Here is a 24,675-nt window from a genome sequence, read left to right on the forward strand (position 1 = left end):
TCATCCCCCTTGGCTGAGTCGGCAACTAGTCGGCAACCTCGCGCGGATGACCCGTCCCCATCACTTCGGCGACTTCGCGATAGCGCCCCAGCCGCTCGCCTGACAGCGGGCCGCCGACCGTCATCACGCGATGCGCCGCCACCATCAGCTTGCGGCGGGTCTCGCGGTCCGGCACCAGTGCCGGCAGCGCCCGGATCGCGCGCTGCGGATCCAGCCTGACGATAAAGCTCTGCTGGCGCACCGCGGTCTTGAACGCGGCCAGGTCGGCCTGGCCGCCGGATTGCCCGGTGGCTTGCTGCTGTTCGCGCGCGATACGACGCAGCAGGTTGAACGGCCGCTCCTCGATGGCGCTGGGGCGATCGGCAACGTAGGCCAGCACGCGCACAAAGGCCTCCAGCGTGCCACCCTGCCCGATCGCCGCCTCGGCATCATGCAGCCGGCGCGCGGCCAGCTCCTTGCGCAGCGCCACAGTCACGGGCGACTCCAGGTTGACCGGCGCCGGCGCGCGCAGCCCCACCAGCGCCGCCATCGCCGGCGAAGCGTAGATCGCCTCGAAGGCCCGCTCGTACCAGGCATCGCGCAGGTCGCGGAACTGGTCGAGCGCGCTGACGATCTGCGCCGAGGCCGCGTGCTCCAGCGTCAGCAGCGGATTGTCCGCCGATACCGGCGCGCGATGCTCGCGCACCAGCGGCGCCAGCGCGCCGATCCACGCCATCCATGGGTTCACGTCGGTCGCCAGCTCGCGCTCCAGCCGCGCGGGATGCAGCGCGCGCAGCCACTGCGCGCTCAATTCGTTGGACATGGCGCGTACCCACGGCGAGGCGAAGGTGTCGTAGATATGCTGGTTGACCTCGGCCACGCGCCGCACCACCTCGAAGGCGCGCTCGTCGTCGCGGCCGTCGTCCAGCGCCAGGATGTCGGCAATGCCGCGGCGCTCGAAGCGCATCAGGTAGCGCCCTTCGACCAGGTCGCGGTGCCGCAGGTCGGGCGCGACGTCTTCGATCTTCGCCTCGTACAGGCCCGGCGGCAGCACGTCGATCAGGTCCAGTGCGCAGAACAGTTCGCTGTGCTCGCGGTTGGCCACGCCCGCGGAGACAAAAATGCCGAGGTGGCCCACGGTCGGGTGCAGGCAGTAGACGATCACCTGGTCGTTGGCGACCAGTTCTTCATCGCTCGCGTACAGGTCCGGGATCCAGTTCAGCGCCTGCTGCGGCGGCGTAATGTTGTCCCCCCAGGAGGCAAAGATGATCACCGGCGAGCGCACGTTGCGCAGGTCCACCACGGTCTTGCCGTCGGTGCTGCGCACCTCGCCCGCGGTGAGCCGGTTGCCGACGAACAGCTTCTGCACGATCCAGTCGATCTCGGCGCGGTTCATCAGGAAGTGGCCACCCCACCAGCGCTCGAAGTCGAGGAAGCGCGGGCCTTCGGTGTCGGCCTTCGCATAGACGTCGTAGAGCTTCTCCCACAGTGTATTGGCGGGATTGAGCTGTTCGAAGTTCTCCACCAGCCAGGCGCCGTCGAAGCGGCCATTGCCCAGGTCAGCAATCAGCGAGGCCAGCCACGAACCGCCCAGCAGGCCGCCGCTGTAGCGCATCGGGTTGCGCCCGCGCACGCCGGACCAGTACGCCAGCGGCGCGCCGGCCAGCAGCAACGGGCCGGTGCGCTCCGGCGCCACCGCGGCCAGCATCATCAGCGCCCAGCCGGCCTGGCAGTTGCCGATGATGAAGGGCTTGCCCGGTGCATCCGGGTGGCGCTCGCCAACGATCTGCAGGAAGGCAGCCTCGGCGCGCGCCACCGATTCGATGGTCTGGCCCGGGCAGGGCTCGTAGAAGAAGGTGATGAAATAGCACGGATGACCGGTGCGCAGCGCGATGCCGATCTCGCTGTCGGCCTTGAAACCGCCGATGCCCGGGCCGTGGCCTGCGCGCGGGTCGATCACCACGAAGGGGCGCAGGGCGGGATCGGTCGGGCTGTCCGCCGGCGGCACGATGCGCAGCAGCGCGTAGTTGGCGGGTTCAGGCAGCTGGCGGCCATCGGCCAGCAGTTCGTGCTCGAACACCAGCACGGGCGGCATGCCCTCAAGCTCATGCTCGGCGGACTCGTTGCCGCGCTGGCGCAGGATGTCGAGCAGCAGCACGGTGCGCTGCCAGGCGTCCAGGGCGTATTCCAGCGCCGGCTGTGCCAGTGCCGCGAACGGGTTGGCGTGCGCGGACAGACTGGTAGCGGTCGAGGTGGCGCTGCTGTCCCGCGGCAGGTCGGCGCGTTCGCGTGCGGTCATTCCACTCCCCTGGTTGGCGCCCCGTCCGGCGTATCCGCGCGCTTGGCGGCGCGGCCGTAGTGACGCATGTTGCTTTGCAACAAAACCAAGCGTACCAGCCGCTGCCCTGCGGTGCAACCCAGAGACTGGTTGCGCGCAATGCCACACTGTTAGCGCGCCGCGCGGTCATCGACTGGAAAGAATCGTCGCCTATACTGGCGCAGGGCACTTTGCGCACCGCAGCAATCGCGCACCCGCGCGCGGCCGGCGGGCTGCGCACCGGGCGGCGCCTGTCGCAAGGGAAGCGGGCAATATGCTGGCCAAGCAGCTGACCTTCCTGGCCGGCGCCGAAGCCGCCGGCATCGTGCTGGGCGCGCGCGTTCCCATCATCCTCACCAGCCGGGCCGACAGTGTGCGCGCGCGCATCGGCAGCTGCGCCATTGCCGTGCTGCTGGCCCATGCGCGCCGCAGCGCCGCAGCCGCGGCGCAGGTCTGAGCCATGCCCGTGCAGCCCTTGCGCAACCACTTGGGAGTCCATCCAGCGTGCCCGCCATCCATCCCGCCGTGCATCCCGTCATCCTCGTTGTCAACGCCGGCTCATCCAGCGTCAAGGTCTCGGTCTACGCCGTGCCCGACGCCGCGCATGGCAATGCCGACATCAACCCGGTGCTGAGCGCGCACGGCCAGATCGAGGGCATCGGCGTGGCGCCGCGCCTGACCGCGCGCATGGCCGACGGGCGCGTGGTCGCCGACGAGACCTTCCCGCAGGCCCAGGTGGCCGACCACGACGCCGCCTTCCGCCTGGTGCGGCTGGTACTGAGCGTGGGCCTGCGCGACAACCCGCCGGTGGCGATCGGCCATCGCGTGGTGCATGGCGGTGCCGACTATGCGCAGGCCGTGCGCATCGACGACGAGGTGATCGCAAAGCTGGAAGCGCTGGTGCCGCTGGCACCGCTGCACCAGCCGCACAACCTGACTGCAATCCGCGCGGTGCGCGAGGCTGTGCCGGACCTGCTGCAGGTGGCCTGCTTCGACACCGCCTTCCATGCCGGCCACGACGTGCTGGCGCAGCTGATGGCGCTGCCCTACGCGTACTACGAGCGCGGCATCCGGCGCTATGGCTTCCACGGGCTGTCGTACGAGTACATCGCGCGCCGGCTGCGCCAGGTCGCGCCCGACCTGGCCGAGGGCCGCGTGATCGTGGCCCACCTGGGCAACGGCGCCAGCCTGTGCGCCATGCGCGACGGCCGCAGCGTGGAAAGCACCATGGGCCTGACCGCGCTCGACGGCCTGCCCATGGGCACGCGCTGCGGCTCGGTCGATCCCGGCGCGCTGCTGTGGCTGGCGCAGCAGGGCATGAAGCCGGCCGAGATCCAGACGATGCTGTACCAGGAATCCGGGCTGAAGGGACTGTCAGGCGTGAGCAGCGACATGCGCGCGCTGCTGGCCAGCGATGCGCCGCGCGCGCGGCTGGCGCTGGACTTCTACGCCTACCGCGCCGCGCAGGAGATCGGCAAGCTCGCCACCACGCTGGGCGGCCTTGACGCGCTGGTGTTCACCGCGGGCATCGGCGCCAACTCGCCGCCGGTGCGCGCACGCATCTGCGAACACCTGGCGGGGCTGTTCGGCATCGCGCTCGACGGTGGCGCCAACGGCGAGAACAGCCAGCGCGTCAGCCGCGACGACAGCCGCGTGCCGGTGCTGGTGCTGCCGACCGATGAAGAAGGGATGATTGCGCTGAACACCGCCCGCATCCTGCGCGAATGCGGGCAGCTCTGAGTCAGCCTGCCAGGTAGTGCCCGCGCAGCTGCGCGACGTCCACTTCGAGCGCGTCGCGCAGGTAGTTGTCGACGCTGCCCCAGCCCGCGTCGATGGCCTGCATCGACGCATCGAGATAGCTGGCGCGGACTTCCAGCAGCGGCGTCATCACCGCGGGGGCCACGCCAAGCCCGGCCATGCGCGCCAGCGCAGTCTGGTTGAACTGCGCATTGCGCTGGTTCGACTCCAGGTAGTTGGCCAGGATATCGTCCTGCGCCACGCCCAGCGCCGCCAGCAACAGCAGTGCGGCAAAGCCGGTGCGGTCCTTGCCGGCGGTGCAGTGGAACAGCAGCGTCTTGCCGCCTTGCGCGGTACGCATGAAGCCGGCAAAGGCCTCGCGGTAGCGCACCGGGAAGTCGCCGTAGACCTCCAGCATGAAGGCATCCATCTGTGCCGGCGTGCTGGCGCGCAGGCGCGGCATCAGCACATCCATCGCCATGCTGCCCTCCAGCACGGGCGCCGCCACCCAGTGGAAGCGCTGGCCGAAGGCGGCCTCTTCAGGCGACTTCTCGCCGGGCGAACGGAAATCCACCACCATGTCGAGCCCGAGCGTCTGCAGCCGCTCCAGGTCCGCCGCGCTGGCCAGCGCGGGGTTGCCGCTGCGGTACAGGCGCCCCTGGCGCACGCGGCGTCCGCCCGCGCCGGCCAGGCCGCCCAGGTCGCGCGCATTGCTGATGGTGTCGAATGCCAGGTCATGCCGGCCCTGCACGCTGGCCGCGGCCGGAGCCTGCGGCACGACGGCATGGGCGGACAGGCATCCTGCGCGTTGAAGCCACTTGATCATTGTTCTTTCCTGATTGTCCTTGCGATGCAGGCCGATGCTGTGCCGGCGCTTCAGCGCGCGCGGTACGCCGGCACATGCCAGCGCAGGTGGCAGCCGGCGATATAGCGCCGGTCCAGCCGCGCCACCAGCTTCCACACCGTCAGCGCACTGGCATCGATATCGACCCACGCCCACGGGTGCTTCGGGTCGCCCGCTTCCACCAGTTCCACCGAACGGATCTTCGCATACCGCGCCAGCGCCTCGCGCAGTGCCGCCGCGTCCAGGCCTGCTTTCAGTCCACGTACTAAAACCTTCATGGTCGGCTCCAATTATTTCAGATCACTCCCACTCATGCATCACCCGGCCGGGGTCATGGTGGCGCGCTTGCGCACACACCGCCGCCAGACCTTATGTGGCGAGCTTCTCACTGGTATGACGCCTGCGGCGGCGCGGGTATCCATTGATCACACGTGGACTTGATCTTGCTCATGGCGGGCGGAAATAGCTTGGAATCGCCCTCGACAGGGCCGGCTGCCGGTCGGAAAATTCCTATCATGTCGAACGCGGCGGCCACGCCAGCAGCGAGGCCGCTCCGGGCACACCGCACACGGATGCCGTCTCGCGACCGACACCTGCCTGTCCTGCCGGCCGCGCTGTGCCAGCGCCGGCGCGCCGCACTGTCTGCCGAGAGCCGTCCGAGCCAGGTGCACCCGGGTACCGAGCAGGATCACCAACCCAAAGGATGCCGGCAATGACAGATACTTCCGCCTCCCCCCCTTCCGCCCCTTCCGCCCCTTCCGCCGCGGCTGCACAGGCTGTCGTGCCGGCGCCGAAACTCACGCTGCACTGGGGCCTGTTCGCCGCCGTTGCTGCGCTGCTGGTGGTGCTGGCGATCCCGCAGCCCGAGGGACTGACCGTCGCCGGCCAGCGCATGCTGGCGATCCTCGCCTTCGCCATCGTGGTGTGGATCACCGAGGCGGTGTCATATGAGACCAGCGCCATCATGATCACCTCGCTGATGGCGGGGCTGATCGGCTTTGCGCCGACCGTCAACGACCCCTCGGTGCAGTACGGCACCTCGAAGGCGCTCGGCATGGCGCTGGCGGGGTTCTCCAACACCGCGCTGGCACTGGTCGCCGCGGCGCTGTTCATCTCCGCGGCGATGACCGTGACCGGGCTGGACCGGCGCATCGCGCTGGTGACGCTGTCTGCCATTGGCACCAGCACGCGCCGCATCCTGATCGGCACGATCGCCGTCACCATCGCGCTGAGCCTGGTGGTGCCCAGCGCCACCGCGCGCAGTGCCTGCGTGGTGCCGATCATGATGGGCGTGATTGCAGCGTTCGGCGTCGACAAGAAGTCCAACATCGCCGCCGGCATCATGATCACGGTGGCGCAGGCCACCAGCATCTGGAACGTCGGCATCCAGACCGCCGCGGCGCAGAACCTGCTGACGGTGGGCTTCATGGACAAGCTGCTGGGCGAGCGCATCACCTGGCTGCAATGGCTGATCGCGGGCGCGCCATGGGCCATCGCAATGTCGGTGGTGCTGTATTTCCTGGTGCGCTTGCTGCTGCCCGCCGAAACCGACGCCATCCCCGGCGGCAAGGAAGCCGTGCAGCGCGAGCTGTCGGCCCTCGGCCCCATGAGCGCGCCGCAGAAGCGGCTGGCCGCGGTATCGCTGGGCCTGCTGCTGTTCTGGGCCACCGAAGGCAAGCTGCACAGCTTCGATACCGCCACCGTGACCTTCGTCGGCCTGGTGATCCTGATGATGCCGCGCATCGGCGTGATGGACTGGAAGACCATGCAGCAACGCACGCCGTGGGGCACGCTGATCGTGTTCGGCGTCGGCATCAGCCTGGGCACGGCGCTGCTGTCCACCAACGCCGGCCAGTGGCTGGGGCAGTTCGTGGTCACGCATTCCGGACTGGCGGCGCACGGCGCGCTGCTGGTGTTTGCGATCCTGTCGGCCTTCCTGATCCTGATCCACCTGGGCTTTGCCAGCGCCACCGCGCTGACCGCGGCACTGCTGCCGATCCTGATCGCGGTGCTGCAGACACTGCCCGGCGACATCAACCGCGTGGGCATGACCATGCTGCTGGGCTTTACCGTCAGCTTCGGCTTTATCCTGCCGATCAACGCGCCGCAGAACATGGTGTGCCTGGGCACGGAAACCTTCAACGGCCGCCAGTTCGCGCGCATCGGCATCCCCGTGACGATCATCGGCTACGCCATGATGCTGCTGTTCGCAGCCACCTACTGGCGCTGGCTGGGCTGGGTCTGAGGAGGTACGAACCATGAAGATCTCCCTCACCAGCGCCCGCCAGCTTGCCCGCGACATCCTCGCCGCGCAGCAGGTGCCCGCCGACATCGCTGACGACGTGGCCGAGCACCTGGTCGAATCCGACCGCTGCGGCTATATCAGCCACGGCCTGTCGATCCTGCCCAACTACCGCACCGCCCTCGACGGCCACAGCGTCAACCCGCAAGGCCGCGCCAAATGCGTGCTGGACCAGGGCACGCTGATGGTGTTCGACGGCGACGGCGGCTTCGGCCAGCACGTGGGCAAGTCCGTGATGCAAGCAGCGATCGAGCGCGTGCGCCAGCATGGCCACTGCATCGTCACTCTGCGCCGCTCGCACCATCTCGGCCGCATGGGCCACTACGGCGAGATGGCGGCCGCCGCCGGCTTTGTGCTGCTGAGCTTCACCAACGTGATCAACCGCGCGCCGGTGGTGGCGCCGTTCGGCGGCCGCGTGGCGCGGCTCACCACCAACCCGCTGTGTTTCGCCGGCCCGATGCCCAACGGGCGGCCGCCTCTGGTGGTGGACATCGCCACCAGCGCGATTGCCATCAACAAGGCCCGTGTGCTGGCCGAGAAAGGCGAGCCGGCGCCCGAAGGCAGCATCATCGGCGCCGACGGCAACCCCACCACCGACGCGTCAACCATGTTCGGCGAACACCCCGGCGCGCTGCTGCCCTTTGGCGGCCACAAGGGCTACGCACTGGGCGTTGTGGCCGAGCTGCTGGCGGGCGTGCTGTCCGGCGGCGGTACCATCCAGCCAGACAATCCGCGCGGCGGCGTGGCCACCAACAACCTGTTCGCGGTGCTGCTCAATCCCGCGCTGGACCTGGGCCTGGACTGGCAGAGCGCCGAGGTCGAGGCGTTCGTGCGCTACCTGCACGACACACCGCCGGCGCCGGGCGTCGACCGCGTGCAGTACCCCGGCGAGTACGAGGCCGCCAACCGGGCGCAGGCCAGCGACACGCTAAACATCAACCCGGCCATCTGGCGCAATCTTGAGCGCCTGGCGCAGTCGCTCAACGTGGCCGTCCCCACGGCCTGAAGGTGCCGCCTGCGGCGGGACTCGCACCCTGCCGCACACGGCTGGCACAATACGTGCCATGAAAAGACTCTGGTCCGCCTTCATCAAGCTGCTGGTGCTCGCCGTGATCGGCGGCGCGCTGCTGGCTGCCATCGCCATCCTGGCCGCCAACCGGCAACTGCCGTCGCTCGACGCCCTCACCGCCTTCCGCCATACGCCCGACTACGTGCCCATCGGCAAGATCCCGCGCGAGCTGACCGGCGCCGTGGTGGCGATCGAGGATGAGCGCTTCTACGTGCATGACGGCATCGACTACATCGGCGTCGTCCGTGCCGGCGTTGCCAACCTGTCGGACGAGCTGTCGCAGGGGGCATCGACCATCACCATGCAGGTGGCACGCAATTTCTACCTGTCGCGGGACAAGACCTATACCCGCAAGCTGTACGAGGTGCTGCTTTCATACCGGATTGAAAAGGCGCTGACCAAGGACGAGATCCTGGAGTTGTACATGAACAAGATCTACCTGGGCCAGGGGGCGTACGGCTTTGCCGATGCGGCGCGGACTTACTTTGGCAAGCGGCTGGATCAGTTGACGCTGGCTGAGTGTGCGATGCTTGCCGGGCTCCCCAAGGCGCCGTCGGCTAATAATCCGGTGGCGAATCCGAGGCGGGCGCGGCAGCGGCAGGTTTATATCCTGCAGCGGATGCTGGAGCTTGGACGGATCTCGCGAGGAGAGTATGACGGGGCATTGCTGGAGCCGTTGAGGCTGAGGTAAGCCGTCGGTAATGGCGCTGGCAGAAAATTCCCCCCTGGAGGAAGGATCAGAGTCCGGCCACGATTCGGCGAATGGAAGCAACGCCGTCAATCTCGATAGCGCAGTGGGCAGCGGACTGCCAAACGCTGCCAAGGCTGCCATCGCGCAACAGGCCCGGGGGCCAGTCGTCTCGCGTTGACTTTGGCCCGATAACGCCGTCGCCTGAAGCGCCAGGCCGGGATGCATCGGCCAGCCGCCTGAGCGAACGCTGGGCACGCTCACGCCAGCCTGGCCGATGGCGGGCCCAGAGGGCATCGACCGCCGCGGCCAGGCCGGTGCGGTCCGCCGTGTGTGTGTGGCCGTGCACGATTTGCACCAAATCGGTAAGCCACTGTGCGGGCGCGGCAAGGATATGACCGGCCCATTGCGCGCTCGCGGCCTGCCAGACCACCAGCGGATAGCGGCGCCCAACCCGGTCATGCGATGCAGCCAAGACACCGAGCAGGTAGCTGCTTTCGCTGGGAAACTGCAGGCCGCACGGCCGCAGGATGAAGAGGCATGGTTCAGACGGGCGCAAGCGGGACTGAACCGAGAGACTGGGCGGGGTCAGGTGCAGCCAATGCCGGACGCCGCCGCCCGCGGAATGCGACGCCGCCCTCGCCAGGAGTTCGTCGTCCCGATGATCGAACCAGCTCCGCCACGCCTGCACCTGGTCCAGCGGCGCATTGTGGCGGACAAAGTCTCCCAGCGCTGGCAGCTTGCCGAAAATCGACGGCGCCGTGATCACCCGGATCTCCCGGGACACTGGAAGCCCTGCAGCAGCCCGGTGGTCCAGGGGTTGGCGAGGCTGCCGGTATTGATATCGAGCTTCGCCCTGCGGCCGTCGAAGTCATATTCGGCCATGAAGTGGCTGGCGCTAGCGGAGCCGGCGAGCCTGCCCTTGGCAATCACCCGCATCAGGGCCCACGGGCCGTTGGCGGCCAGCGTCGAGGTATCCGGACGAATCCGGGGGCTGGCAGTGATCTCGGCCCCTTGCCCGCCCCGCGGTCCCGGCCAGGTCACCTTGAGCGGGATGACCGGACCGTGCACGTAACGCTGGCTCTGTCCGTCGAAGTCCATGTTCAGCTCGACGATTTCGGGATCGAGTTCCACCACCTTCAGGTCGACCTTCCAGGCCATCTTCTTCGCTCCCGGATCCCGGAAGAACACTTCCCGGATTTCCCTGGCGCGCTGGAACGGCACCAGACTCGGGCCAGCCACGGGCGGCACGTCGGGGGCGGTCAGCTTGTAGCGCCAAGGCGAGATGGTGGTATCCACGTGCGGCGCCAACACCTTCTGGAAAAAGTCGTCCAACACTCCGCCCGCGGCGAAGACGCGTGCAAAGTCTTCCGGGTCCACGTCCTGCATCGACGTCGGCGTGAACGGATACTTGCCGTCGATGGCGCCGCGGCAGCTCTCGCCGATGACGGCGTCCATCTGCGCAATCAGGATATCGCCAACACCCTTGTTGACGTCCCTGGCGCCCTGCACGACCAGGTCGGTCAGCACCGCCTTGAAGGGCGCCGGCAGCTTCGCCGCCTCCATGCGCAACTGCTCGCCTGCATCCGCGGGCGGCGGCAGGTTCCGGGTGCTCAGCGCGTTATTGGCCACTACCAGACTGGTGTAGTAAGCATTGACGATGCCGGCAATCGTATCCAGTTGCGGCTTGCCGGCGGTGTCCCGCGCGCCTGGCGCCGCCGCGTCGGCCTGGCCGGTAACCACTTCGCGCAGCGCGGCGAAGCGGTTATCGACCAGCTCGCGTTCCTGACGGGCCTCGGCACGCACGCTCAGTGCGCTGGCTTTGTCGGCCTTCTTGTCCAGCGCTGACAACGCCTTCTCCGCAAGGGACTTTTCCTCGGGCTCGAGCGTGCGGCTGAGCGTCGTTTCTTGCACCGCGGCCCTGCCCAGCCGGGCAAGCGGTGAATCCGGCGCGGCAAAGTTGCGCAGGATCTCCAGGTCAAAGGCCAGGTTGCTTCCCGTCACGGTCCGGATGTCACCCAGAAACTTCTCCCAGTTCCGGGCATATTCGCTCAGGTAAAGGCGCCGGATCTCGCGCGTGAGCGGATCATTGCCCGTGAGCCGGCCGACGGCATTGTCAGCCGTTTTTTTTTGAGCGCCAGGCCCTGTTCCACGCCCCATCACCCATATGTCGACCGCCTGCGCCCTGGCGACAAACTCCGGCAAACGGACATTGAACAGGTCGTGGTAGCCGGCATAGGTAAAAAGCCCCGGAATACCGCGCTCCAGCGGCTCGCCGCTGGCCCGGGTAAAGACCGTGCCGGCCTGGGGACCGACCGCGCGCACCAGCGTGAAATCCTGCGGTGCCTCTTCCATCATGGCCGCCTTGGCGCGGTCATACAGGCGTTCGACCGAGGTATCGCTGTCCAGGAAATCGCGCGCCGAGCGGATCAGTGCCTCGTTCTTTGCGTAGGGCGACAAGACCGGCCGGCTGCCATCGAGCAGGCTGTCCAGATGCTCCAGCACCGCCACGCGGCCACCAAAGGCATCCGCCCCGTTGCCCGTCGCCCAGTCGCTGCGCACCCAGCTACGCACGTCGGATGCGTTGAACTTGTCCTTGTCATGCAGCATCAGGTAGACCCGCAGCGTGTCGTAGGCCTGCTTGGCGTCGCGCTGACTGACCGCCGTTGACAGCACCGCTTCGACCCGGCGCACCAGGTACGGCACCAGCAGGTTGTCCTGCAACCTGGTATGGGTCAAGGTCGCGGCGCCCAGCACCGGCACCACGCTGTACAGGCCGTAGCGCCAATCAGCAGAAGGATTGACCAGATCCAGGCCGGCGTAGGCAGGCAGGTCGCGGGCCGCTCCCAACACCTCCGGCATCGCATCAGGCTGCGGCTTCTTGTAAAACGCCGTTACCGTGGCGGCCAGCGCCTTGGCTTTCTCCTGCACCACCGCCAGATAGCTGCGATTGTCGCCAAAGCTCGTATAGAGCGCTCCGGCTAGCCACAGGGAAATGACCAGCACCAGCGCATGGCCAAACAGGCGCAACAGGCGGAAGCGGAACTCCCAGCGCAGGTTCGGCTTCACCAGGTGCGCCTCGGGCACGATGATGCGCTTGAAGACGTCCTGCAGGAAGTAGCTGCGGTTGCCGGTTGACTTTTCCGCGACGGCGGCGTCCTGGGCGCCAGACTTCCCGTTGCCACGCACCCGCCGGATCACGGTGCTCGCATCCGCGACGATCGCTTCCCCGGTTTGCGCCGCACTGGTGAAATACACGCCGCGCAACATGGAATTCCGCTCGGTGTCGTCATAGCGCGAGTCAAGGAATACCTGCTCCAGCATCGCGACAAGCGGCTCCGTCACGCTCGCGAACTCGTCGCTCAGCGCGTAGAGCGCCCGGCGTCGGGCCAGATCGAACTCCTCATACAGCCGTCCGACCTGCCCGGCTTCCAGCCGCTCCACCAGCGCCCACATCTCCTCACGGCACTGCGCAACAACATCGATTGCTGGCTGTCCCCGCCGCCGCTTTCCCGCAACCGGAAAGGTGAACCCCAAAGGCTGGGCACGGCCTTCGCTGGTCAGGTACTGGCAATAGTCCGTGAAGCCGGCAAGCTGATCGACCTTGGTCACCAGCACGTAGACAGGAAACTGGATGCCCAGTTCCTCGCGCAGTTCGGCCAGGCGCGCCCGAATCCTGGCCGCTTCGATCACCCGCTCCTCTTTGGAGTGCCGAAGCAGGTCCTCCACGCTGATCGTCACCAGCGCGCCGTTGATCGGGGCGCGAGCGCGATATTTTCGCAGCAGGCCGAGGAATCCCTTCCATTCTGCCGGGTCGATCGCCGAACCCGCTTCCTGCGCCGTATAGCGGCCTGCCGTGTCGATCAGAACCGCCTCATTGGTGAACCACCAATCTGCCTGCTCGGTGCCATCCCGTGCGCGAGCCGCCGCACTCATCTGACCCGCGATAGGGAATTGCAGTCCGGCGTTCAGCAACGCCGTCGTCTTGCCGGCCCCCGGCACGCCAACCATCATGTACCAGGGCAGTTCATAGAGGTAGCGGCGGCCTTCGAACAGGCGACCGACCCGGCTGCCGCTACGCATGCCCTTGAGTTGCCGCAGGGCAGTCTGAATCGCCGTGTTCAGCCTGGCGATTTCATCCTTGGCCACAACCTCCTCGCGCTTCCCGCCAAAGTTCAGCAGGCTCTCGACAAAAGTCTTGTCCGTGCGTGCGCGCTGCCAAAGCAGGTACAACACATAGACGACGAACACGAGCACAATCGCCGCGATCAGCAGAATGCGGACTGAGCTCGACTCCAGCGGATGGCTGGCGCCAATCGCAAGCAACGGCCCCGCATGCCAGATCAGCAGACACAGCGCGGCGAGGCCTGTCGTGGAGACCGGCCAGCCAAGCAACCAGAACAGCGTCGTTGCCAGCAACAGCACCATGAGCGTGACGCGCGCGCCGATGCCCGCCAGCGGATGCATGCCACTGAACCCGAGCAGCGGCCCGATGAACCAGATAGCTGCCGCAACCATGAGCACGGCAATGAGCGCGAGCGTCTGCCGGGAGAACAGCACAGCGCCGATACGTTTCAGAAATTCCATGCCTGACCCCGATTACGGCGTTACAACGATTTCGACCCGGCGATTCCTTGCCCGGGCGGCTGGCGTCTTGTTGTCGGTAAGCGGCTCCGAATCGCCCTTGCCAATCGCTTCGAGCCGATTCTTTGCGACGCCCTTGCTGGCCAGGTACTCGGTCACGGTCGCAGCACGCTCTTCCGACAGCACCTGGTTTGACGGGTACTTCGCCGTCTTGATGGGAACGTTGTCGCTGTGGCCGACCACGGTCACCTTGCCGGATACCTTGTTGATTTCTCCGGCAACCTTGTCCAGCAACGGCAGGACCTTGTCGCTGACCTCGGCGCGGCCACCGCCGAACATGTCATCCCCGCGGAACGTGACGGCACTGCGGGTCGCATCCTCCTGTACGCTGACAACCCCACGCGCAATCTCATCCTTGAGCAACTCGGCGAGGCGCAGCGCCTTGGGCGGCTCCGGCGGTGTTGCCTTGCCGATGGCGAGGATTTGCTGTTCGAGATCGTGGGTGCGGAACAAGAGTTGGTACTTGTACCAGGCAAACTGGCCAAAGACCGCCAGTGCCAGCACCGACGCCGTGACCCACACCGGCACTGTGCGCAGCAGGCTGAGGCGCCCGGCGTCCGCGCCGCGCCAGTGTGGCGACAGGTCGCGGGGGGGGGGGGGGGGGGGGGGGGGGGGGGGGGGCACGCTTTCGCGTGCCGCGCTGATCAGGTGCAACAACCGCTGCCGAATGGCGTCGAGCTGGCGATCGCCATCGGCGTGGCCAGCATAGCGGCCAAGGAAGCCGAGTGACAAGATGTGATAAATCACCTCGATCACGTCCATGTGCTCTGCGGCGGAGCTCGCCAGCCGCCCCAACAACTGGAACACCTTCTCGCCGCCATCGTTTTCGCCATGCAGCTGGATCAGCAAGCTGTTGTTCGCCCAGGTATGGCGCCCCCATGGCATGCCATTGGCAGCCTCATCCAGCGCCGTGCACAGACAATACTGTGCAGCCAGAACGTGCTCGCGCCGAATATTGGCGCGCTCGCAGACTGCCTGAAAATCTTTCGCTTCCCCCACCAGAATTCCCTTCAGTGCAGCCGCCTGATCCTGTCGCAGCGATGTCGGCATGTCGGCCAGTGCGCGCAACAGCGGCCGCGCTGCCGCAAGCAAGGGATTGGCCTTGCGGCTGATCTCTTCCACCCGCTGCTCAACGGACTTGCGCGCGTCGTTCTGGCTGCTCTCCTCCGCTGCGGCGCGTGGGCTCGCGCGATCTCCTGCCTTGGCAGGCTGCGCTGCTTGCGAGTCCAATTGGGGATCACTCGACACAAGTGGCTTGCTCATTGCCGCACTCCCCACAGTTCCATACGCAACTCAGGAAAGGTCCCCGCTACGTGCAGCGCCAGCCCACCGTACTGCGCCACCTGGTCCCAGAGCGGGTGCTGCTGGGACAGTTCAAAGTAGACATGGCCAGCATTGAACGGGATCTGCCGTGGCGGCACCGGCAATGGCTGCAGCGGAATTCCAGGAAGATGGGACCGAACCAGTTCCGCCAACCGCGCAGACGGCCCCACCTTGGTCTGGGCCGGAAACTGCTGCTGCAACAGATCCGCCGGAACCTGCGCGGTCACCGCCAGCACAAAGGTCGCGAAACGGCCGATCTCGCCCGGATCGAGCACCGCCGTTCGGATCCCATGTGACTGCTCCGTGATTTCAATCCGCTGCGCAGCGCGTTCCAGCACCACATTGAGCAGGAAGCGCAGGTCGTCAACCAATGGCTTCAGGCAAAGATGCGGAGCATCGTGCCGATAAGCCGCATGCTCAGCCGGCCGACGGGTCTGGGTGCGCACGAACGTCGACAGTTCCCCCGACAATGCCGCCAGGTGCAGGTACAACACCTCTGGCGACGCGGCCTTGGCCTTCAGCAGGTGGGTCAGAATCGGCTCGTACCGGTTCAGCAATTGGAGGATCAGGTATTCCGATACTTCGGCAGCATCCCCGCCCCGCATAGTGGCAGCAGACAGGCGCTCGGCCATCGCATCGGCCCTGAGATGCAGGAGGCCGTGGATTTCGGTCAGCCATGTTTGAAGCAATGCACTGGCCGTGTAGACATTGACCGGCGGAATCAGCGCTGCATCCAGTCTGGCACTGCCATCGGCGCGGATTTCCGTCACTCTTGTCAACGGCAGGCCAAGCCAGGACTCGGAGAGTTCCTTCTCCGGCAAAAGCCGAAGACGCAAGTCTGCCAACTGCACCAGTTTTGGTCCCTGTGCGATCGAATTCGCATCCAGCAATTCCTGCTCAAAGGCACGGTATCGCGCCAGGGAATCCGTGGCATCATCGAAATTCGTTTCTTCCGCATTTGGCGTGCGGATCGGCACCGCCAGACAGATGATCTGATTCAGGTGCTCGGCCTGAAGCGCAAGCGGCGCCGGCACTGCCGTATGTGCCGGAGCGTCGAAGGGCGTACCGTCCTGGAAGATTCCAGCGGCACTGGAGACCACCAGCTTACCCAGCGAGAGCGCTTCAGCATCGATCGAGAAATGGTGAAAGCCCCAGAAGAACGGGCTGAGCGCGGCGCTACGCTTGTGCGCGTAGTGTTCCAGATAGCGCTCCTGCTGCTGAAAGAGTTGCGGGCGCAGGAACAGTCCCTCGCTCCAGACGACCTTGTTGTACCAGCTCATGGATTCAATCAGGTTTGGAAATTGTGATGGTCTGCTGGTCCAACGAGACTTGCAGCTTGACCTTGCGTGCCGGAATTGCCATGCGGTACCACGCAGCGTCCGGCGCCGGTGGCAGTTTGTAGACAGATCTCCAGGTGGCTTTGCCAAGCTCCCTGTACCCGACCAGAATGCCGATGGCTTGCGTGTCCGGATTGAGCTTGCGCTCGATGTCGCGCGACTCGCCGGGCCGGAGGATGAACTCGTCTCGTGCCAGCAGATCCTGCGTCAGCAGCGTCTTGTCCGACTTCTCCAGCGAGTAGTAGTCCGCATTCTCAAACGCGCTGTCGGTCTTGAGTTCGTAGACCCGAACCAGGACCGGAGAGGGCCTGCCCTTGTCGTCAGGGTTGACGGTATCTTTGGCGGATACAGCCAGATCCAGCTTCATCTGCTCGCGCTGGACCGGTGCTGTGGAGCAGGCCGAGCCGAGGACCGATACTGCGAATAGGCCAAGCAGCGACACGGTTCTCGCCATCCTGTGCCGTATCAAGAGAGCCTTGCGAGTCATGAGCCCACCCGCGCCGACACCGAGCCAATCAGTACCGCGCCGCAATCCGTCATATCACCGCTGACCGCACCTGGCACGCCATCGACCTTGTACAGGCCTCTTACCTGCGAAATGCGGCTTATCCCATGCAAGGGACAACTGACTGCATCCCCCTGACGTGCGATAGGGCGACCGTTGATCTTGCGGTTGGGCGAGCCTGCCAGCACGACGCCACCATGCGTGTGACCATCGCCAACGACAACAATGGAATCTGCCATCGATATATCTGCTCCCAGGTAAATGGCGTACATACTGCAATGGGCCGGTGCAACTCTTCCGATGAGCGAGCCAGCAGGAGCGCCCCGACGAAATCCTCGTTGGTGGCAAAGCGTGTTCATCCAATTGACCATTGTTCTCATCCCCTCAACGCCGGTCCGTCTGCTTGCCGAACCACGGGTAGTAGGCAGTTGTCCTGCCCCGCGCCCGCGGCCATTCTTTGGGCGGTTCGCGCCTGGTCCAGCCTGGCGGCGGCGCCACCAGCACCGTCCACGCATCGTTGGGATCCGCCACGCTGGTCACGACTGCGCTATGCCCGGTCTGGTCCGCATACGCGACCGCATAGGCAATGTTCAGTCCCGCGCTGGCCGCGCGGGCCGGGCCCACCATATGTTCCGAGACGCTGCGGAAATCTTTCAACTGGTCAAGCTCCGGCCACTGCTGGTGCACCGCCGCACGCAGCGGGGCGAGCGCCGTATTCGCATTGGGCGCGCGCCGATCCATGTCGTGGTAGACCCGGTCGACCGAATGGGCCTGCGGTGCTTGCGCTTGCACGGCTTGCAGCAGGCCCTGCCACGCGCCACCAGGGGCAGCTGACTTCGCTCTGATGCCGCCCTCGTGCTGCTGCGGGGTGTACAGTGCCGCCAGCGGCGCATAGCCCCAGTCCGCGCTGGGATGTCCCAGGATCAGCAGCACCGAATTTTCGTTGGTCTGCTCGCCTTTCGGGTAGTTGGGCGCGTCCATGGTGTACACCCACACCGTCTTCTTCGGGTTGGCGTTCAGGTAGGCAATCGCCGCCTGCAGGTCATAGAAGCCCACGGTTTCCTCGCCCGCCATCACCGTGACATTGGCCAGCTTTGGTTCGGGGAAGATCTTCAGGCTCATCGCCTCGGCCGCGCTATAGATCTCCATGGAGAACAGCCGGCGCGCCGCGTTAAGCGTGAAGGTTGGCAGGCCGATTACCATGTCCGAGTCATAAGGGAGTCCCCTTCTGGGCTGACCGTCATAACCGGCATAGTTCTTCACAAAATAGTCCGCCATACGCTCATCGGCATGCTCTTCGTTCTCTGCCAGAATCGACGGTGCCGGCATTCCCCAATCGATCTGCTCTGCCAATCGGTCCCGGCCATTCATGTATCGATTGGACTCCTTGATATAGGTGGGTGTATTGATCCACGCCTGCGACATGCCGGCAAATACTCGGATGTCGGCAAAGTCCGGCCGTCGCGTGCCGTTCCGGATCGAGTAGAAGTAATTCGCGTTGACCGCCGTGTGGTAGCCCAGTGGATAGAGCGGCTCACGGATCAGGGCATCAAGGGCTTTCCAATAGACCGGATTGGGATTGTCATTCTTCCAGACCGGGTTGACCCCGCGGACGAGCAATCCCGGCGCGTCACCGAGCTTCAGATGCGGGCTGTCCGTATCAGAGGGGTTGCGGTCCGCCATTCCCTGCGCCCACAACAGGTTCCAATGGGTCGGGTAGTCCTTCCACATCAGCGGATTCATCCACTGCACCCCAAGTACATACGCTGCCGGCGCGTTGGGGCCGCTCGCGAGTGTGCGCGCAGCAAGTGGATACGGCGACGGATCTCGGTGATAGTTGGACATGGGCTTTCCCGATGAACAGGCCGACAGGAGCGCCGCGACGGTGGCGCCCACCATGACGGCAATCGCGCGCCGTACGGCTACCTTGTTCATGCGAGTGGCCATGGTTCTTTCATCCCCTCAACGCCCATCCGTCTGCTTGCCGAACCACGGGTAGTAGGCAGTTGTCCTGCCCCGCGCCCGCGGCCATTCCTTGGGAGGTTCGCGCCTGGTCCAGCCTGGCGGTGGCGCCACCAGCACCGTCCACGCATCGTTGGGATCCACCACGCTGGTCACGACTGCGCTATGCCCGGTCTGGTCCGCATACGCCACCGCATAGGCAATGTTCAGCCCCGCGCTGGCCGCGCGGGCCGGGCCCACCATATGTTCCGAGACGCTGCGGAAGTCTTTCAACTGGTCCAGGTCCGGCCACTGCTGGTGCACCGCCGCACGCAGGGGCGCAAGCACTGTGGTCACATTGGGCGCGCGCCGGTCCATGTCGTGGTAGACGCGGTCGACCGGATGCTCCTGCGGCACTTGCGCTTGCACGGCTTGCAGCAGGCCCTGCCACGCGCCACCAGGGGTAGCTGACTTCGCTCCGATGCCGCCCTCGTGCTGCTGCGGGGTGTACAGCGCCGCCAGCGGCGCATAGCCCCAATCCGCGCTGGGATGTCCCAGGATCAGCAGCACCGAATTTTCGTTGGTCTGCTCGCCTTTCGGGTAGTTGGGCGCGTCCATGGTGTACACCCACACCGTCTTCTTCGGGTTGGCGTTCAGGTAGGCAATCGCCGCCTGCAGGTCATAGAAGCCCACGGCTTCCTCGCCCGCCATCACCGTGACATTGGCCAGCTTTGGTTCGGGGAAGATCTTCAGGCTCATCGCCTCGGCCGCGCTATAGATTTCCATAAAGAACAGCCGGCGCGCTGCGTTAAGCGTGAAGGTTGGCAGGCCGATTACCATGTCCGAGTCATAAGGGAGCCCCCTTCTGGGCTGACCGTCATAACCGGCATAGTTCTTCACAAAATAGTCCGCCATACGCTCATCGGCATGCTCTTCGTTCTCTGCCAGAATCGACGGTGCCGGCATTCCCCAATCGATCTGCTCTGCCAATCGGTCCCGGCCATTCATGTATCGATTGGACTCCTTGATATAGGTGGGTGTATTGATCCATGTCTGCGGCATGCCGGCGAACACTCGGATGTCGGCAAAATCCGGCCGTCGCGTGCCGTTTCGGATCGAATAGAAGTAATTCGCGCTGACTGCCGTGTAGTAGCCCAGTGGATAGAGCGGCTCATGAATCAGGTCTTCCAGCGCTTGCCAGTACACCGGATTAGGATTGTCATCCTTCCAGACCGGGTTGACCCCTTGCACGAGTAGTCCCGGCGCATCACCAAGCTTCAGATGCGGGCTGTCCGTATCGGACGGATTGCGGTCCGCCATTCCCTGCGCCCACAGCAGGTTCCAATGGGTCGGGTAGTCCTTCCACATCAATGGATTCATCCATTGCACGCCCAGTACATATGCGGCTGGCGCGTTGGGACCGCTCGCGGGTGTGCGCGCAGCAAGGGGATACGGCGACGGATCTCGGTGATAGTTGGACATGGGCTTTCCCGTAGAGCAGGCCGACAGGAGCGCCACGATGGCGACTCCCGCCATGACGATGGCAAGACAGTTGATGGGTAGCGAACGTCGATTAGTGGCGCTCACCTGGCCCTCCTTGCAGGATCTGCCCACCAAAGACAAGGTCATTCTCGGTGAGCCGCTGATGCCTAGTTTCGGAAGGCGTCTGCGAAAGGCGGCTGTCCGTGCGCTCGTCGTCCATACCAAGCGATCTCGGAACATCAGCCTTGTAATCCTTTTGACTTTCCAACCGATCTCCGTTGATCCGACCGGAACCGTAGTACCAAGTCCATTCCTTCATATCCTTACGCTTGGAGTAGCGCCAGTCCGCCAGTTGCCTCAGCCACTTCATCTCCGCCTCCGGCATCATGCAGATGCCCACATCAACGTCATAGGCGAGCACCTTCTCGCAGTGCACCGGATTGGTCAGGATGGTCGAGTGGTTCGTAGCATTCAGATCCACCGCGTATTTCAGGAAATACCCGCGCTTGTCTGCATCGAACTCGCGGAATTCCGCATACTCGTCCCCCGCAAGGTCCCCGCCATCCTTCATCTGCTCAATGGCCGCCTCATAGGGATCGTCAGCCTTGCGTCGGGCAAGCTGACGCACGCTGGCATTGTGTTCATAGCGCAGCGCCGCTTCGTCGCTGTAGTCCGCCGCGCCCTGCCCCGCGCTCCGGTACTTGTCGTAGATGTCGTCGCTCCTGCCTGCCGGATTGAGCGCATCCGTGTGCGACTCGGGTCCCTGGTTGAAGATCCCTTCCACGGTCCCGGCTTTCGCGCTTTGCCCGCCGTCGTCAGGCGCCCGCTTGTCGGGGTGATACAGGTGGATGGCCCGCGGCGCGATGGCCTCCTTCACTGCCGGAGCATTGATCGGCACGGTCCAGCCGTCCGGCGGATCAGCGTTCACGGGCACATAGTTGACATGCCCGAAGGTCGTCACCCTTAGCAGGGCGAAGGTCATTTCATAGATTCCACCGAGCGCGGTCGCACCAAGCTTTTCTCCGAAGCCGCGCTGGTCGTCCTGCCATACCCGCGTCAGATGAAAGCGCAGTGGCAATGGCTTGCGGTACCAGAATGCCTTGCCATCGCCCTGGATCGGATCGACCTTCGACGGGTTACCTTTGTCGTAATAGACGAAGTTGCTTGGCTTGGCACCCACTTCGAATGGCATCTGGCCATACTTGCCCGGATTGCCCTGGGCCCACACACGCTGGAACAAGACTTCGGCATGATGCGCGAAAGCATAGGGGCGATCGCGGCGCGCCTTGGCCGACTCCAGCATGTCGTGATCGGTACCGGCCAGCACCTCCTTCGACAGGCCCAGCCACCCCATCCCCTGCACGGTGCTCACTGAAATCACTTGATCGTGGGGATTGCTATAGAGGAAGACGTGCTTGCGTGTCTGACGATCCTTGCTGTCCTTCCCGGCCGTCCAGGGAGCTTCCCCTTGCTTGGGACGCCGGGTGGGCGTCAGGGCGTTGACGCAGTCGTCGCTGGCATGATCAAAGCTGGAGGCACCGACAATCTCAAAGAAGCGATCCAGCGTCTTGCGCCGCGCGAAAACGGTGACGCGGCCCAGGTCCGTATCGGCGTTGTATTGCCCAAAGTTATCGAAGAAGTTTGGCAGGACGCTGTATGGCGGATTGGCGAGTACATAGGTGTCCGCCACGCCATCCCCGCCGAAGTCATGCTTGCCAATAAATGCCGAGGCCATGCCGACCATATTGCCCTGGCTGTGACAGACCACCGTGACCGGACACACCTTGCCATAGGCGTCAATATGCTTGACCCGGACTTGCGCCACCAGTGCGGCCAGGCGCCGGGCGGCATGCGCTCCATAGTGGCGTGGGGGGCAGCCGTAGATCAGCCGGCTTGTCTCCGTATTCAGGTCCTGCGCCTGTAACCCGGCAAACAGGTCGGTGACCGTGCCCGTGGTCCACAGATCCGGCAGGGCAGAGCATCCGTTGGCGAAGGGACCGCCGCCCCAGGCATCCTCTTCGTCAAGCAAGATGTTTGGCCCAACCGTCGCCAGGTCCTCCTTGGCAGCTTTATAGCCCCAGCGGAATCGGATAATGGGGCTCTGGTCGCCATCGGCAACGAAGTTCGTCGCATTGACTTCCCGGGACAGGTAGCCTTTGGGTGTCAGCTCCGACAGATACTGCGCTGGCCGTAGCGCCCCCATGTCGTAAGTATCGCCCGTTTCCCCGCGCTGCTGGCGCTGATTCAAGCCTTTGCACAAGCCTTCTTCAGCGCTGGCGAACCATTCGCCGTTCGAGTTCACGCCGTGCACGAAGATGATGATGCCGGGCAGCGTCTTCAGGTCGAGCTTTCGGAGCGCCTTACTTGGAACGTGAATGTCGTCGGCGCTGGCAATCGGGTTGACCCCTTGTCTGGATACTATGGGTGCACTCATATCTGGTTCCGTGACAATCGATGCGAAGCAGACTCAGTACAGCTTGGGCGCAAATATCTTTACGCTCACCGCCTCGATCAGATCCGAAGCCGACTGCGCGGTTTCGCCAGCGGCATTGGTTACACCTTCCACCACACTGCCGTCCGCCTTGACAATCTGGTAGGGTGCATTGGGGACCGGTCGCTCGAGCTCGCCTGCCTTCAGCAGGAACTTTCGGCCCGCGTCACCCTGGCTAAACTGCGGCAACGGTCCGTTCAGGCTGGACGGCCCTACGATGTCGAAATCCGACGTATGCAGCAGGATCCCGCCAGGACCATAGATATCCACCTTGCCTCCGCCAATGCGGATGCCGGCGCCGTCCGCTGTCATCAAGCTCAGGCTCTTGCCCGCGTTCAGAACGATGTTGCCATCGGTTGCGGTCACCACTACGTTCTGTCTGGCATTCGCTTCGATGTTGGATTTCTGCGCCTGCAGAAGCAGATTGCCCTGGTGCGCAATGCCGCGCAGCTCACCGCTGTGCGCGAAGAACCCGATTCCCTGCCCCGCATTGACAATGAACTGCTGCCCTGCGGTCATTTGCTGGTTCAACCGTGAGACGGTGTCGATATGCTTGCCGGCATACGTCGTCAATATCTTGGGCGTGGCCAGTGCCATGCCCGCCGGCGCATAGGCACCGATCAGCGGCTGACCTCCCTCACCAGGCACGTCCTTGTGGTTGTTGGCGCCAGCGTCCCACTCCCTGACGGCCCGCGTGAGTTCGGCCTGCGGATCTGTATCGGCAGCCAGCCCTTCATGGGCATGGCCATAGTCCCCCAACGCCTTCGCCGCCTCCAGCGCCGCCTCCATGCAGCGGATAAACTCGTCGCGCGACAGGTGCCCGCCCATGGCGCCTACCTGCCCTTCCGCGGTAACGAACAAGCCCTTCCCGCCGCGTATGGCACCCTGCCCATCGGTGCGCAGATCAAAACCTTCACCACGCCTGTCCTTGCGCCCGGCGTGGTCCGGCACCCCGGTCAGATAGCCCAGGTTCAGTTGCGATGCCTGGTGATCCGAGGACAGCTGCGCCTGGATCTGATCCTTCGTATCGTCCATCAGCAGGTGATTGTGGCGCCCGCCAAACAACTCCTTGCTGCGAATCCCCGACAAGGCATGCTGCCCCGGCAGCGCCCACGGCGGCAGATTGAGCTGATTCGGCGCCCGCCCGACAATCACCGGACAGTCCGGATCACCGTTGATGAACGCCACAATGACCTCCTGCCCGATACGCGGAATATGCATCGCGCCGAACTGGTCGCCCGACCAGCCATTGACCACCCGAATCCACGGTGACGAGTTCTCGTCGTACTTCCCGTAGCGATCCCATTCGAATTGAATGATCACGTTGCCGTGATCGTTGCACCAGATCTCCTGGTTCTTCGGGCCGGTCACCACGGCCCGCTGCACACCGGCCACGTATGGCTTGCCGACCGTGCGCGGCGGGCGAAAGACTTCATCAGTGGGGTGCGCTTCAAACGCAACGCGGCACGAAAACTGTTGCCCACTGCCGGATTCGCCGCCGACATCCTCCAGCTCCAGCGTCGCACCGATCACCAGATACTCGCGGTTCATCGCCGGGTTGCCGTGATTGCTCACCAGGTAGGTGCAGCCCGCCGCCACTCCGCGCAGCGCACCCACGCCCCGCGCACGCCGGCCACGCGAGCGGCGCTCCTCCATGCGGATCCTCGCCCGCATCTCGCCCACCGCCGGATCGACATAGTCGCCCGGGTGCTCGTAGCGCTCGAAGTCGGCGAAGCTGGTATTGCGCGGCTGGCTGTTGTCGGTGGTCATATTCGCGCGCGGCTTGCGCGGATCGTAGTCGTTCAGCGTCACCTTGCCCGTGCGCAGCCGGTTGACCGGATCGAAGCGGACCAGATGTTCCTGGTCGATCTTGAAGCCACGCGGATAGATGGGCAGCGTGCGATAGGCCTCGCTGGGAAACGCGCGGTACGCGCCCGATTCGGCGGCCAGGATCAGCCGATGGTGTCCGCCGTCATGCTCGAAGAAGTATGTAATGCCATACTCTTCGGTCAGGCG

Annotated in this window: 17 protein-coding genes and 1 pseudogene; 5 read left to right on the forward strand and 13 right to left on the reverse strand. The window is 65.0% G+C overall.

Going from position 1 to position 24,675, the window contains the following annotated elements:
- Window positions 1–25: 25 nt before the first annotated feature.
- Window positions 26–2,278: a DUF3141 domain-containing protein gene (locus tag AC3WRR_RS20350; protein WP_058696996.1), complete on the reverse strand. Its 2,253-nt coding sequence runs from the start codon at window positions 2,276–2,278 to the stop codon at window positions 26–28.
- A gap of 280 nt (window positions 2,279–2,558) precedes the next feature.
- Here AC3WRR_RS20350 and AC3WRR_RS20355 point away from each other — a divergent pair.
- A pseudogene (locus AC3WRR_RS20355) lies at window positions 2,559–2,753 on the forward strand (phosphate acetyltransferase); the annotation flags it as partial.
- A 47-nt stretch (window positions 2,754–2,800) separates the two neighbouring features.
- Window positions 2,801–4,036, forward strand: a complete 1,236-nt coding sequence (locus AC3WRR_RS20360; RefSeq protein WP_454749302.1) for an acetate/propionate family kinase — start codon at window positions 2,801–2,803, stop codon at window positions 4,034–4,036.
- Between the two features lies 1 nt (window position 4,037).
- Here AC3WRR_RS20360 and AC3WRR_RS20365 read toward each other — a convergent pair whose 3' ends face one another.
- Both AC3WRR_RS20365 and AC3WRR_RS20370 read right to left on the reverse strand, forming a co-directional pair.
- Window positions 4,038–4,859, reverse strand: a complete 822-nt coding sequence (locus AC3WRR_RS20365; RefSeq protein WP_439671309.1) for a tyrosine-protein phosphatase — start codon at window positions 4,857–4,859, stop codon at window positions 4,038–4,040.
- A gap of 50 nt (window positions 4,860–4,909) precedes the next feature.
- Window positions 4,910–5,155 carry a hypothetical protein gene (locus AC3WRR_RS20370; protein WP_010811526.1) on the reverse strand — a complete coding sequence of 82 codons (246 nt, stop codon included), beginning with the start codon at window positions 5,153–5,155 and terminating at the stop codon, window positions 4,910–4,912.
- A gap of 434 nt (window positions 5,156–5,589) precedes the next feature.
- Between AC3WRR_RS20370 and AC3WRR_RS20375 the strand changes: the two genes are divergently transcribed.
- From AC3WRR_RS20375 to AC3WRR_RS20385, 3 genes are read left to right on the forward strand one after another with little or no spacing between them, the layout of a single operon-like run.
- Window positions 5,590–7,122, forward strand: a complete 1,533-nt coding sequence (locus AC3WRR_RS20375; RefSeq protein WP_492297948.1) for a DASS family sodium-coupled anion symporter — start codon at window positions 5,590–5,592, stop codon at window positions 7,120–7,122.
- Window positions 7,123–7,135: 13 nt separating this feature from the next.
- On the forward strand, window positions 7,136–8,185 hold the full coding sequence (locus AC3WRR_RS20380; protein WP_011614641.1) for an Ldh family oxidoreductase: 1,050 nt from the start codon (window positions 7,136–7,138) through the stop codon (window positions 8,183–8,185).
- A 58-nt stretch (window positions 8,186–8,243) separates the two neighbouring features.
- A complete protein-coding gene (locus AC3WRR_RS20385) occupies window positions 8,244–8,939 on the forward strand; it encodes a transglycosylase domain-containing protein (RefSeq protein ID WP_010811523.1) in 696 nt (231 codons plus the stop codon).
- 46 nt (window positions 8,940–8,985) lie between these two features.
- On the opposite strand, the gene AC3WRR_RS20390 is transcribed toward AC3WRR_RS20385, so the two are convergent.
- From AC3WRR_RS20390 to AC3WRR_RS20435, 10 genes are all read right to left on the reverse strand, one after another.
- Window positions 8,986–9,723, reverse strand: a complete 738-nt coding sequence (locus AC3WRR_RS20390) for a TagF domain-containing protein (RefSeq protein WP_492297950.1) — start codon at window positions 9,721–9,723, stop codon at window positions 8,986–8,988.
- Window positions 9,702–13,523, reverse strand: coding sequence for a type VI secretion system membrane subunit TssM (tssM, locus tag AC3WRR_RS20395; RefSeq protein WP_492297952.1), 3,822 nt, complete (start codon window positions 13,521–13,523; stop codon window positions 9,702–9,704). Before tssM ends, AC3WRR_RS20390 begins: the two co-directional genes overlap by 22 nt.
- Window positions 13,524–13,535: 12 nt before the next feature.
- The gene (gene tssL / locus AC3WRR_RS20400) at window positions 13,536–14,843 is read right to left on the reverse strand and encodes a type VI secretion system protein TssL, long form (protein ID WP_492297954.1); all 1,308 of its coding nucleotides are present in this window, start codon (window positions 14,841–14,843) and stop codon (window positions 13,536–13,538) included.
- The gene (tssK, locus tag AC3WRR_RS20405) at window positions 14,840–16,183 is read right to left on the reverse strand and encodes a type VI secretion system baseplate subunit TssK (RefSeq protein ID WP_454749298.1); all 1,344 of its coding nucleotides are present in this window, start codon (window positions 16,181–16,183) and stop codon (window positions 14,840–14,842) included. The genes tssL and tssK overlap by 4 nt, the downstream gene beginning before the upstream one ends.
- Before the next feature lie 4 nt (window positions 16,184–16,187).
- Window positions 16,188–16,694: a type VI secretion system lipoprotein TssJ gene (gene tssJ / locus AC3WRR_RS20410; RefSeq protein ID WP_492297957.1), complete on the reverse strand. Its 507-nt coding sequence runs from the start codon at window positions 16,692–16,694 to the stop codon at window positions 16,188–16,190.
- A 29-nt stretch (window positions 16,695–16,723) separates the two neighbouring features.
- Window positions 16,724–16,984, reverse strand: a complete 261-nt coding sequence (locus AC3WRR_RS20415) for a PAAR domain-containing protein (RefSeq protein ID WP_010811517.1) — start codon at window positions 16,982–16,984, stop codon at window positions 16,724–16,726.
- 145 nt (window positions 16,985–17,129) lie between these two features.
- Complete coding sequence (locus AC3WRR_RS20420; protein WP_081645153.1) at window positions 17,130–18,590, reverse strand: hypothetical protein; 1,461 nt, start codon at window positions 18,588–18,590, stop codon at window positions 17,130–17,132.
- Window positions 18,591–18,707: 117 nt separating this feature from the next.
- Window positions 18,708–20,168: a hypothetical protein gene (locus AC3WRR_RS20425; protein WP_037025108.1), complete on the reverse strand. Its 1,461-nt coding sequence runs from the start codon at window positions 20,166–20,168 to the stop codon at window positions 18,708–18,710.
- A 91-nt stretch (window positions 20,169–20,259) separates the two neighbouring features.
- Window positions 20,260–22,602 carry a T6SS effector phospholipase Tle3 domain-containing protein gene (locus tag AC3WRR_RS20430; RefSeq protein ID WP_492297958.1) on the reverse strand — a complete coding sequence of 781 codons (2,343 nt, stop codon included), beginning with the start codon at window positions 22,600–22,602 and terminating at the stop codon, window positions 20,260–20,262.
- Window positions 22,603–22,635: 33 nt separating this feature from the next.
- The coding region (locus tag AC3WRR_RS20435) for a type VI secretion system Vgr family protein (protein ID WP_492297960.1) at window positions 22,636–24,675 on the reverse strand (2,040 nt) is incomplete at its 5' end.

The sequence above is a fragment of the Cupriavidus sp. FW305-3-2-15-C-LB2 genome, assembly GCF_058787575.1.